We start from the raw sequence: 12,297 nt of genomic DNA, 5'->3' as shown, positions 1-12,297 counted from the left end.
GCTAAAACGACGCGCGACGCAACTTTCGTCGCGAGTGCGTTTAAAGCCACTACACTTCCCCTCGTGGCCAATAACAAGCATTGGAGCGATCTAGATGATATCAATTATCATTCAATATTCACTTCGTTCATTACAATGCGGATAAAACATAATTAACAAAAAGGCCCCTAATGCCCACGGCGCACGGCCTGCAAGCCATCGAGACCTCAACATGTCCTTATTCCGGCCAATAATTTCGCTATAGAAAATTTACTTGCCCGGTGTTTAGCCATAAAATCACCGGGATAGATTGCACTGCGACATATCGTCACTGCTTTTACTTCTTTATCACGCTCAGAGACCCTTGCGCTCTGTTAAGGATTACCCGCATGACCGAAGCGACCGGACTCATGGCCCACAACTGGGGCTTTGCCATTTTCCTGCTCGGCGTCGTCGGCCTTTGCGCCTTCATGCTCGGTCTTTCCAGCCTCCTCGGGTCAAAAGCCTGGGGACGCAGCAAAAACGAACCGTTCGAGTCCGGCATGCTACCCACCGGTAGCGCCCGCTTGCGGCTCTCCGCCAAATTCTATCTGGTCGCGATGCTGTTCGTGATCTTCGATATCGAAGCCCTCTTTCTCTTTGCATGGTCTGTGTCCGTCCGCGAAAGCGGCTGGACCGGATTCGTCGAAGCTCTCGTTTTCATAGCAATTCTGTTGGCAGGTCTTGTCTACCTTTACCGAGTGGGGGCGCTTGATTGGGCTCCGCAAGCTCGTCAGAAGCGGCAGGCGAAGCTGAAACAATGAGGCTTTGGCAATGCAATACAATCTCACTCGAATCGACCCGGATGCGCCTAACGAGCAGTACCCGATCGGCCAACGGGAAACCGTTTCCGATCCGTTAGAAGATCAAGTCCACAAAAACATCTACATGGGCAAGCTGGAAGACGTGCTGAACGGCGCGGTCAACTGGGGGCGTAAAAACTCCCTGTGGCCGTACAACTTCGGCTTGTCCTGCTGCTACGTGGAAATGACCACCGCCTTCACGGCGCCCCACGACATCGCCCGCTTCGGCGCCGAGGTTATCCGGGCATCGCCGCGTCAGGCGGATTTCATGGTGATTGCCGGCACCTGCTTCATCAAGATGGCGCCGATCATCCAGCGTCTCTACGAGCAAATGCTCGAACCGAAGTGGGTCATCTCCATGGGTTCGTGCGCCAACTCCGGTGGCATGTACGACATCTACTCCGTGGTTCAAGGGGTGGACAAGTTCCTGCCCGTGGACGTCTACGTGCCTGGCTGCCCGCCCCGCCCCGAGGCTTTCCTGCAAGGCTTGATGCTGTTGCAGGAGTCGATTGGCCAGGAGCGTCGCCCACTTTCCTGGGTCGTCGGCGATCAAGGCGTGTACCGCGCCGAGATGCCGTCGCAAAAGGAACAGCGCCGCGAACAGCGTATCCAGGTCACCAACCTGCGCAGCCCTGACGAAGTCTGATCCAGATCCGCTCTGTAAAAAGAAACGAGAAGCTGGCTTCATTCTTTACGTTGACCCAAAGCGATAAGAAACCATGACTACAGGCAGTGCTCTGTACATCCCGCCTTACAAGGCTGACGACCAGGATGTGGTCGTCGAACTGAACAACCGTTTCGGCCCCGAGGCCTTTACTGCCCAGGCCACCCGCACCGGCATGCCGGTGCTCTGGGTGACCCGGGCCAAGCTCGTTGAAGTCCTGACCTTCCTGCGCAACCTGCCCAAGCCGTACGTCATGCTCTATGACCTGCACGGCGTGGACGAGCGTCTGCGCACCAAGCGCCAGGGCCTGCCGAGCGGCGCCGATTTCACCGTGTTCTACCACCTGATGTCGCTGGAACGTAACAGCGATGTGATGATCAAGGTCGCGCTGTCCGAGAGCGACCTGAGCGTCCCGACCGTGACCGGTATCTGGCCAAACGCCAACTGGTACGAGCGTGAAGTCTGGGACATGTTCGGTATCGATTTCCCCGGTCACCCGCACCTGTCGCGCATCATGATGCCGCCGACCTGGGAAGGTCACCCGCTGCGCAAGGACTTCCCGGCCCGTGCCACCGAGTTCGATCCGTTCAGCCTGACCCTGGCCAAGCAACAGCTTGAGGAAGAGGCCGCGCGCTTCCGTCCTGAAGACTGGGGCATGAAGCGTTCCGGCAGCAACGAGGACTACATGTTCCTCAACCTGGGTCCGAACCACCCTTCGGCCCACGGTGCCTTCCGCATCATCCTGCAACTGGACGGTGAAGAAATCATCGACTGCGTCCCGGACGTCGGCTACCACCACCGTGGTGCCGAGAAAATGGCCGAGCGCCAGTCCTGGCACAGCTTCATCCCCTATACCGACCGTATCGACTACCTCGGCGGGGTGATGAACAACCTGCCGTACGTGCTCTCGGTCGAGAAGCTGGCCGGCATCAAGGTGCCCGACCGCGTCGACACCATCCGCATCATGATGGCCGAGTTCTTCCGGATCACCAGCCACCTGCTGTTCCTGGGTACCTATATCCAGGACGTCGGCGCCATGACCCCGGTGTTCTTCACCTTCACCGACCGCCAGCGCGCCTACAAGGTGATCGAGGCCATCACCGGCTTCCGCCTGCACCCGGCCTGGTACCGCATCGGTGGGGTCGCCCACGACCTGCCGCGCGGCTGGGAGAAACTGGTCAAGGAATTCGTCGACTGGCTGCCAAAGCGCCTCGACGAGTACACCAAGGCTGCCCTGCAGAACAGCATCCTCAAGGGCCGGACCATCGGTGTCGCCGCCTACAACACCAAGGAAGCCCTGGAATGGGGCGTCACTGGTGCCGGCCTGCGTTCCACCGGCTGCGATTTCGACCTGCGCAAGGCCCGTCCGTACTCCGGCTACGAGAACTTCGAGTTTGAAGTCCCGCTGGCGGCCAACGGCGATGCCTACGATCGCTGCATGGTGCGCGTCGAAGAAATGCGCCAGAGCATCAAGATCATCGACCAGTGCATGCGCAACATGCCGGAAGGCCCGTACAAGGCGGATCACCCGCTGACCACGCCGCCGCCGAAAGAACGCACGCTGCAACACATCGAGACCCTGATCACGCACTTCCTGCAAGTTTCGTGGGGCCCGGTCATGCCGGCCAACGAATCCTTCCAGATGATCGAAGCGACCAAGGGCATCAACAGTTATTACCTGACAAGCGACGGCGGCACCATGAGCTACCGTACCCGGATTCGTACCCCGAGCTTCCCGCACCTGCAGCAGATCCCTTCGGTGATCAATGGCAGCATGGTCGCGGACATGATCGCGTACCTGGGTAGTATCGACTTCGTTATGGCCGACGTGGACCGCTAAGCATGAACAGCACGCTTATCCAGACAGACCGTTTCGCCCTGAGCGAAACCGAGCGCTCGGCCATCGAGCACGAGCTGCATCACTACGAAGACCCGCGCGCGGCGTCCATCGAAGCCCTGAAGATCGTCCAGAAGGAACGTGGCTGGGTGCCTGACGGCGCGCTCTACGCCATCGGCGAAATCCTCGGGATTCCGGCCAGTGACGTCGAAGGCGTCGCGACCTTCTACAGCCAGATCTTCCGCCAGCCGGTCGGTCGCCACATCATTCGCGTCTGCGACAGCATGGTCTGCTACATCGGCGGCCACGAGTCGGTGGTCAGCGAAATCCAGGGCAATCTCGGCATCGGCCTGGGTCAGACCACCGCCGACGGTCGCTTCACCCTGCTGCCCGTCTGCTGCCTCGGTAACTGCGACAAGGCCCCGGCACTGATGATCGATGACGACACCTTCGGCGACGTCACGCCTGCCGGCGTTGCCAAACTGCTGGAGGGCTACGTATGACCCTGACTTCCTTCGGCCCTGCCAACCGCATTGCGCGCACGGCAGAAACCCACCCGCTGACCTGGCGCCTGCGTGATGACGCCGAGCCGGTGTGGCTCGACGAATACCAGGCCAAGGACGGTTATGCCGCCGCGCGCAAGGCCTTCGCCGACATGGCCACGGACGATATCGTCCAGACCGTGAAGGACGCCGGCCTCAAGGGTCGCGGTGGTGCAGGCTTCCCCACCGGGGTGAAGTGGGGCCTGATGCCCAAAGACGAATCCATGAACATCCGCTACCTGCTGTGCAACGCGGATGAAATGGAACCCAACACCTGGAAAGACCGCATGCTGATGGAGCAACTGCCCCATCTGCTGATCGAAGGCATGCTGATCAGTGCCCGCGCACTGAAAACCTACCGCGGCTATATCTTCCTGCGCGGCGAATACGTCACCGCAGCCAAGCACCTCAACCGTGCAGTGGAAGAAGCCAAGGCGGCCGGCCTGCTGGGCAAGAACATCCTGGGCAGCGGCTTCGACTTCGAGCTGTTCGTCCACACCGGCGCCGGGCGTTACATCTGCGGTGAAGAAACCGCACTGATCAACTCCCTCGAAGGCCGTCGCGCCAACCCACGTTCCAAGCCGCCCTTCCCTGCCGCCGTTGGCGTCTGGGGCAAGCCGACGTGCGTGAACAACGTCGAGACCCTGTGCAACGTGCCGGCGATCATCGGCAACGGCATCGACTGGTACAAATCCCTCGCCCGCGAAGGCAGCGAAGACCACGGCACCAAGCTGATGGGCTTCTCCGGCAAAGTGAAGAACCCTGGCCTGTGGGAGCTGCCGTTCGGCATCACCGCCCGCGAGTTGTTCGAAGACTACGCCGGCGGCATGCGCGATGGCTTCAAGCTCAAGTGCTGGCAGCCAGGCGGCGCCGGTACCGGTTTCCTCCTGCCCGAGCACCTGGAAGCGCAAATGTATGCCGGCGGCATCGGCAAGGTCGGCACCCGTATGGGCACCGGCCTGGCCATGGCGGTGGACGACAGCGTCAACATGGTCTCGCTGCTGCGCAACATGGAAGAGTTCTTCGCCCGTGAGTCGTGCGGTTTCTGCACCCCTTGCCGCGACGGCCTGCCATGGAGCGTCAAGCTGCTGCGCGCGCTGGAGAACGGCGAAGGCCAGGCCGGCGATATCGAGACCCTGCTGGGTCTGGTCGGTTTCCTCGGCCCTGGCAAGACCTTCTGTGCTCACGCACCGGGTGCCATCGAGCCATTGGGCAGCGCCATCAAATATTTCCGTCCGGAGTTCGAGGCTGGCATTGCACACAAAAGTGCAGCCGTCCCGCCTTTGGCGCGGCCGATCGTAGTCGGCGCATAACGTATCGAAAGGGAGGGCGGTCCGTGCCGCCCTCTTGCTCGCCTGAAGACGCACTTGTGATGCGCCAGGCGAGGACCAGGATTCCATTAGCCACGCCCGCAGACGCGGGCCAACGAAGAACTTTGAACCATGGCCACTATCCACGTAGACGGCAAAGCGCTCGAAGTCGATGGGGCAGACAACCTGTTACAGGCGTGTCTGTCACTAGGCCTCGACATCCCTTATTTCTGCTGGCACCCCGCGCTCGGTAGCGTCGGTGCCTGTCGCCAGTGCGCGGTCAAGCAGTTCAATGACGAGAACGACAAGCGTGGTCGTATCGTCATGTCCTGCATGACCCCGGCTTCCGACGGCAGCTGGATCTCCATCGACGACGAGGAAGCCAAGGTCTTCCGCGCCAGCGTCGTCGAATGGCTGATGACCAACCACCCGCACGACTGCCCGGTCTGCGAGGAAGGCGGTCACTGCCACCTGCAAGACATGACCGTGATGACCGGCCACAACGAGCGCCGTTATCGCTTCACCAAGCGTACCCACCAGAACCAGCAACTGGGCCCGTTCATTTCCCATGAAATGAACCGCTGCATCGCCTGCTATCGCTGCGTACGTTTCTACAAGGACTACGCCGGCGGTACTGACCTCGGTGTGTTCGGTGCCCACGACAACGTGTACTTCGGTCGCGTCGAAGACGGCACCCTGGAAAGCGAATTCTCCGGCAACCTCACCGAGGTCTGCCCGACCGGTGTGTTCACTGACAAGACCCACTCCGAGCGCTACAACCGCAAGTGGGACATGCAGTTCTCGCCGAGCATCTGCCATGGTTGCTCCAGCGGTTGCAACATCAGCCCGGGTGAGCGCTACGGTGAACTGCGTCGTATCGAAAACCGCTTCAACGGTTCGGTCAACCAGTACTTCCTCTGCGACCGTGGCCGTTTCGGTTACGGCTACGTCAACCGCGAAGACCGCCCACGTCAGCCGCTGCTGGCCAACGGCGCCAAGCTGAGCCTGGACGACGCACTGGATAAAGCCGCCGAGCTGCTGCGCGGTCGCAATATCGTCGGTATCGGTTCGCCCCGCGCCAGCCTGGAAAGCAACTTCGCCCTGCGCGAGCTGGTCGGTGCCGAGCACTTCTACTCGGGTATCGAAGCATCTGAGCTGGAACGCATCCGCCTGGTCCTGCAAGTCCTGAAGGACAGCCCGCTGCCGGTTCCGAACATGCGCGACATCGAAGACCACGACGCCGTGTTCGTCCTCGGTGAAGACCTGACCCAGACCGCTGCCCGCATGGCCCTGGCCCTGCGCCAATCGGTCAAGGGCAAGGCCGAAGACATGGCCGAAGCCATGCGCGTCCAGCCGTGGCTCGACGCCGCGGTGAAAAACATCGGCCAGCACGCGCTGAACCCGCTGTTTATCGCCAGCCTGGCTGAAACCAAGCTCGACGATATCGCCGAAGAGTGCGTGCACGCCGCGCCTGACGACCTGGCCCGCATCGGTTTCGCCGTGGCCCACGCCCTCGACGCCAGCGCCCCGGCCGTTGAAGGCCTGGACGCTGAAGCCCAAGCACTGGCCAAGCGCATTGCCGACGCCCTTCTGGCGGCCAAACGTCCACTGATCATCGCCGGTACCTCGTTGGGTTCCAAGGCGCTGATCGAAGCCGCGGCCAACATTGCCAAGGCCTTGAAGCTGCGCGAGAAGAACGGCTCCATCAGCCTGATCGTGCCGGAAGCCAACAGCCTCGGCCTGGCCATGTTCGGCGGCGAGTCCCTGGACGCTGCCCTGCAAGCGGTGATCGACGGTAAGGCCGACGCCATCGTCGTGCTGGAAAACGATCTGTACACCCGCACCGACAAGGCCAAGGTCGACGCCGCACTGAGCGCCGCGAAAGTGCTGATCGTTGCCGACCACCAGAAGACCGCCACCAGCGATCGCGCCCACCTGGTTCTGCCAGCGGCCAGCTTTGCTGAAGGCGACGGTACCCTGGTCAGCCAGGAAGGCCGCGCCCAGCGCTTCTTCCAGGTCTTCGATCCGAAGTACCTCGACGCCAGCATCCTGGTTCACGAAGGCTGGCGCTGGCTGCATGCCCTGCGCGCGACCCTGCTGAACCAGCCGATCGACTGGACCCAACTGGACCACGTCACCGCTGCCTGCGCTTCGAGCACGCCGCAACTGGCCCGTATCGTCGACGCCGCCCCTTCCGCCGCGTTCCGCATCAAGGGCATGAAACTGGCCCGCGAACCGCTGCGTTACTCCGGCCGGACCGCCATGCGCGCCAACATCAGCGTGCATGAACCGCGTACCTCCCAGGACGTCGACACCGCGTTTGCCTTCTCCATGGAAGGTTACTCGGGCTCCGCCGAACCGCGCCAACAGGTGCCGTTCGCCTGGTCGCCGGGCTGGAACTCGCCGCAGGCCTGGAACAAGTTCCAGGACGAAGTCGGTGGTCATATCCGCGCTGGCGACCCGGGCACCCGCCTGATCGAAAGCCAGGGTGATTCGCTGAACTGGTTCGCCAACGTGCCACGCGCCTTCAACCCGGCCCAGGGTACCTGGCAAGTGGTGCCGTTCTTCCACCTGTTCGGCAGCGAAGAGAACTCTTCCAAAGCCGCCCCGGTACAAGAACGCATTCCGGCGGCCTATGTGGCGCTGGCCAAGTCCGAAGCCGATCGCCTGGGCGTCAATGACGGTGCCCTGCTCAGCTTGAACGTCGCCGGTCAGACCCTGCGTCTGCCGCTGCGGATCAACGAAGAGCTGGGCGCTGGCCTGGTGGCTTTGCCGGCTGGCCTGGCGGGCATTCCTCCGGCGATTTTCGGCAAATCCGTTGACGGTCTGCAGGAGGCAGCTCAATGACCTGGTTCACCCCTGAAGTGATCGACGTGATCCTCTCGGTCGTCAAGGCCATCGTCGTGCTGTTGGCCGTGGTGGTCTGCGGCGCGCTGCTGAGCTTTGTCGAACGTCGCCTGCTGGGCTGGTGGCAGGACCGCTACGGTCCGAACCGCGTTGGCCCATTCGGCATGTTCCAGATCGCCGCCGACATGCTGAAGATGTTCTTCAAGGAAGACTGGACGCCACCGTTTGCCGACAAGGTGATCTTCACCCTGGCACCGGTCGTGGCCATGAGCGCCCTGCTGATCGCCTTCGCGGTCATCCCGATCACCCCGACCTGGGGTGTCGCGGACCTGAACATCGGCCTGCTGTTCTTCTTCGCCATGGCCGGTCTGTCGGTGTACGCGGTGCTGTTCGCCGGCTGGTCGAGCGCCAACAAGTACGCCCTGCTGGGCAGCTTGCGCGCCTCGGCGCAGACCGTGTCCTATGAAGTGTTCATGGGCCTGTCGCTGATGGGTATCGTGGTCCAGGTCGGCTCGTTCAACATGCGCGACATCGTCGACTACCAGGCTCAACACCTGTGGTTCGTGATTCCGCAGATCTTCGGTTTCCTGACCTTCTTCATCGCTGGCGTCGCCGTGACTCACCGTCACCCCTTCGACCAGCCGGAAGCGGAACAGGAACTGGCCGACGGTTACCACATTGAATATGCCGGCATGAAATGGGGCATGTTCTTCGTCGGCGAGTACATCGGCATCATCCTGATCTCGGCGCTGCTGGTCACCCTGTTCTTCGGTGGCTGGCACGGTCCGTTCGACATACTGCCGCAACTGTCGTTCATCTGGTTCGCCCTGAAGACCGCGTTCTTCATCATGCTGTTCATCCTGCTGCGCGCATCGATTCCGCGCCCACGGTATGACCAGGTGATGGATTTCAGCTGGAAATTCTGCCTGCCGCTGACCCTGATCAATTTGCTGGTGACCGCTGCGATTGTGTTGTTGAACACGCCTGCGGGCGCGGTTCAGTGAGGATTTGACCCATGTTCAAATATATTGGCGACATCGTTAAGGGTACCGGTACCCAGTTGCGAAGCCTGGTGATGGTTTTCGGCCATGGCTTCCGCAAACGCGACACCCTGCAATACCCGGAAGAAGCGGTGTACCTGCCGCCGCGCTATCGCGGTCGTATCGTACTGACCCGCGACCCCGACGGCGAAGAGCGCTGCGTGGCCTGCAACCTGTGCGCCGTGGCGTGCCCGGTGGGCTGCATCTCGCTGCAGAAAGCCGAAACCGACGACGGTCGTTGGTACCCGGAGTTCTTCCGCATCAACTTCTCGCGCTGCATTTTCTGCGGCCTCTGCGAGGAAGCCTGCCCGACCACCGCGATCCAGCTGACACCGGATTTCGAGATGGCCGAGTTCAAACGTCAGGACCTCGTGTACGAGAAAGAAGATCTGCTGATCTCCGGCCCCGGCAAGAACCCTGATTACAACTTCTATCGTGTTGCAGGTATGGCCGTTGCCGGGAAGCCGAAAGGCGCCGCCCAGAACGAAGCCGAGCCGATCAACGTGAAGAGCTTGCTGCCTTAAGGAAGAACGATGGAATTCGCTTTCTATTTCGCATCGGGTGTCGCTGTTCTGTCCACGCTGCGCGTGATCACCAACACCAACCCTGTGCATGCCCTGCTCTACCTGATTATCTCGCTGATCGCCGTGGCGATGACCTTCTTCAGCCTGGGTGCACCGTTTGCCGGTGCCCTGGAAGTGATCGCCTACGCCGGTGCCATCATGGTGCTGTTCGTGTTCGTGGTGATGATGCTGAACCTGGGGCCGGCCTCCGTGCTGCAAGAGCGCGAGTGGCTCAAGCCGGGAATCTGGATCGGTCCGGTGATCCTCTCCGCCCTGCTGCTGGTCGAACTGCTCTATGTGCTGTTCAGCCACAGCAGCGGCATGGGTATCGGTCAAACCACCGTGGGCGCCAAGGCCGTGGGCATCGCCCTGTTCGGTCCGTACCTGCTGGTGGTCGAACTCGCCTCGATGCTGCTGCTTGCCGCAGCCATCACGGCATTCCACTTGGGCCGCAACGAGGCGAAGGAGTAACTCATGCCTGCTATCCCTCTCGACTCTATACCAATGGAGCATGGCCTGGCCGTCGCCGGTATCCTGTTCTGCCTCGGTTTGGTTGGCCTGATGGTCCGCCGCAACATCCTCTTCGTGCTGATGAGCCTGGAGGTGATGATGAACGCCGCCGCCCTGGCCTTCATCGTCGCGGGCTCACGTTGGGCGCAGCCGGATGGACAGATCATGTTCATCCTGGTGATCAGCTTGGCAGCCGCCGAGGCCAGTATCGGCCTGGCGATCCTGCTGCAGTTGTATCGCCGCTTCCACACGCTCGATATCGACGCTGCCAGTGAGATGCGCGGATGAACATGATCTTTCTGACTTTCGTATTTCCCCTGATCGGTTTCCTGCTGCTGTCGTTCTCCCGTGGACGCCTCTCGGAAAACGGCTCGGCCCTGATCGGTGTCGGCTCCATTGGCCTGTCGGCCATCGTGGCCGCCTATGTGATCTGGCAATTCAACGTCGCGCCGCCCGAGGGTGGTCATTACACCCTGGTGCTGTGGCAGTGGATGTCGGTGGCGGGTTTTGCCCCCAACTTCGCCCTCTACGTCGACGGCCTGTCGATCACCATGCTCGGTGTCGTCGTCGGCGTGGGTTTCCTGATCCACCTGTTCGCCTCCTGGTACATGCGCGGTGAAGACGGTTACTCGCGCTTCTTCGCCTACACCAACCTGTTTATCGCCAGCATGCTGTTCCTGGTCCTGGGCGATAACCTGTTGTTCCTGTACTTCGGCTGGGAAGGCGTGGGCCTGTGCTCCTACCTGTTGATCGGTTTCTACTACAGCAACCGCAACAACGGTAACGCCGCCCTCAAGGCCTTTATCGTCACCCGTATCGGCGACGTGTTCATGGCCATCGGCCTGTTCATCCTGTTCACCCAGTTGGGCACGCTGAATATCCAGGAACTGCTGGTCAAGGCACCTCAGCACTTCAAGGTCGGCGACTTCTGGATTGTCCTGGCGACCTTGATGCTGTTGGGCGGTGCGGTCGGTAAATCGGCGCAACTGCCGCTGCAAACCTGGCTGGCGGACGCGATGGCCGGTCCTACCCCGGTTTCGGCACTGATCCACGCCGCCACCATGGTGACCGCCGGTGTCTACTTGATCGCCCGTACCCACGGCCTGTTCACCCTGGCGCCGGATATCCTGCACCTGGTGGGCATCGTCGGCGGCGTGACCCTGGTCCTCGCCGGCTTCGCCGCCCTGGTCCAGACCGACATCAAGCGTATCCTCGCCTACTCGACCATGAGCCAGATCGGCTACATGTTCCTGGCCCTGGGCGTCGGTGCCTGGGAAGGCGCGATCTTCCACCTGATGACCCACGCCTTCTTCAAGGCCCTGTTGTTCCTCGCGTCCGGTGCGGTGATCGTTGCCTGCCACCACGAGCAGAACATCTTCAAGATGGGCGGCCTGTGGAAGAAACTGCCGTTGGCCTACGCCAGCTTCATCGTCGGTGGCGCTGCACTCTCCGCCCTGCCGATCGTGACCGCCGGTTTCTACTCCAAGGACGAAATCCTCTGGGAAGCCTTCGCCAGCGGTAACCACAATCTGCTTTATGCAGGTCTGGTCGGCGCGTTCATGACCTCGCTGTACACCTTCCGCCTGATCTTCATCACCTTCCACGGTGAAGCCAAGACCGAAGCCCACGCCGGCCACGGGATTTCCCACTGGCTGCCACTGGGTGTGCTGATCGTGCTGTCGACCTTCGTCGGTGCCTGGATTCATCCGCCACTGGCCGGTGTCCTCCCGGAAAGCGCCGGACATGCCGGTGGCGAAGCCAAGCACAGCCTGGAAATCGCCTCGGGTGCCATCGCCCTGGCCGGTATCCTGCTGGCTGCCGTGCTGTTCCTCGGCAAGCGTCGCTTCGTGACCGCCGTCGCCAACAGCGGCATCGGCCGTTTCCTCTCGGCCTGGTGGTTCGCCGCCTGGGGCTTCGACTGGATCTACGACAAGCTGTTCGTCAAGCCGTACCTGGCGATCAGTCATCTGCTGCGCAAAGACCCGCTCGACCAGACCATCGGCCTGATCCCGCGTATGGCCAAAGGCGGCAACACCGCCCTGAGCCGCACCGAGACCGGTCAGCTGCGCTGGTATGCCGCGTCGATCGCCGCCGGTGCCGTCGTGGTGCTGGGCGCCATTGTGCTGGTAGCGGTCTGACTATGAACCTTGCGACATTGCGAAA

Annotated in this window: 11 protein-coding genes; all 11 read left to right on the top strand. The window is 61.6% G+C overall.

Annotated features, from left to right (window positions below; translation table 11 throughout):
- Positions 1-368: 368 nt before the first annotated feature.
- The 11 genes from HX866_RS10655 to nuoL all read left to right on the top strand — a co-directional run bounded on the left by HX866_RS10655 (position 369) and on the right by nuoL (position 12,272).
- Positions 369-782, top strand: coding sequence for an NADH-quinone oxidoreductase subunit A (locus HX866_RS10655; RefSeq protein ID WP_010444610.1), 414 nt, complete (start codon positions 369-371; stop codon positions 780-782).
- Between the two features lie 10 nt (positions 783-792).
- On the top strand, positions 793-1,467 hold the full coding sequence (locus HX866_RS10650; RefSeq protein ID WP_100940076.1) for a NuoB/complex I 20 kDa subunit family protein: 675 nt from the start codon (positions 793-795) through the stop codon (positions 1,465-1,467).
- Between the two features lie 73 nt (positions 1,468-1,540).
- Positions 1,541-3,325, top strand: coding sequence for an NADH-quinone oxidoreductase subunit C/D (gene nuoC, locus HX866_RS10645; protein WP_177093510.1), 1,785 nt, complete (start codon positions 1,541-1,543; stop codon positions 3,323-3,325).
- Between the two features lie 2 nt (positions 3,326-3,327).
- Entirely contained in the window at positions 3,328-3,825 is a 498-nt protein-coding gene (nuoE, locus tag HX866_RS10640) for an NADH-quinone oxidoreductase subunit NuoE (RefSeq protein ID WP_177093509.1), read from the top strand.
- Complete coding sequence (gene nuoF, locus HX866_RS10635; protein ID WP_177093508.1) at positions 3,822-5,177, top strand: NADH-quinone oxidoreductase subunit NuoF; 1,356 nt, start codon at positions 3,822-3,824, stop codon at positions 5,175-5,177. The genes nuoE and nuoF overlap by 4 nt, the downstream gene beginning before the upstream one ends.
- Positions 5,178-5,306: 129 nt before the next feature.
- Complete coding sequence (nuoG, locus tag HX866_RS10630) at positions 5,307-8,021, top strand: NADH-quinone oxidoreductase subunit NuoG (RefSeq protein WP_177123726.1); 2,715 nt, start codon at positions 5,307-5,309, stop codon at positions 8,019-8,021.
- The gene (gene nuoH, locus HX866_RS10625; RefSeq protein ID WP_177093506.1) at positions 8,018-9,025 is read left to right on the top strand and encodes an NADH-quinone oxidoreductase subunit NuoH; all 1,008 of its coding nucleotides are present in this window, start codon (positions 8,018-8,020) and stop codon (positions 9,023-9,025) included. The genes nuoG and nuoH overlap by 4 nt, the downstream gene beginning before the upstream one ends.
- A gap of 11 nt (positions 9,026-9,036) precedes the next feature.
- Positions 9,037-9,585, top strand: a complete 549-nt coding sequence (nuoI, locus tag HX866_RS10620; protein ID WP_032627864.1) for an NADH-quinone oxidoreductase subunit NuoI — start codon at positions 9,037-9,039, stop codon at positions 9,583-9,585.
- A 9-nt stretch (positions 9,586-9,594) separates the two neighbouring features.
- On the top strand, positions 9,595-10,095 hold the full coding sequence (gene nuoJ / locus HX866_RS10615) for an NADH-quinone oxidoreductase subunit J (RefSeq protein WP_177093505.1): 501 nt from the start codon (positions 9,595-9,597) through the stop codon (positions 10,093-10,095).
- A gap of 3 nt (positions 10,096-10,098) precedes the next feature.
- Complete coding sequence (gene nuoK / locus HX866_RS10610) at positions 10,099-10,422, top strand: NADH-quinone oxidoreductase subunit NuoK (protein ID WP_177093504.1); 324 nt, start codon at positions 10,099-10,101, stop codon at positions 10,420-10,422.
- Positions 10,419-12,272: an NADH-quinone oxidoreductase subunit L gene (nuoL, locus tag HX866_RS10605; RefSeq protein WP_177093503.1), complete on the top strand. Its 1,854-nt coding sequence runs from the start codon at positions 10,419-10,421 to the stop codon at positions 12,270-12,272. Before nuoK ends, nuoL begins: the two co-directional genes overlap by 4 nt.
- The last annotated feature ends 25 nt before the right edge of the window (positions 12,273-12,297 follow it).

It is taken from the genome of Pseudomonas gingeri (genome assembly GCF_013386165.1).
In the GTDB taxonomy this organism is placed as follows: Bacteria; Pseudomonadota; Gammaproteobacteria; order Pseudomonadales; family Pseudomonadaceae; genus Aquipseudomonas; species Aquipseudomonas gingeri_C.
This window is presented reverse-complemented; position numbering and strand designations above follow the sequence as displayed.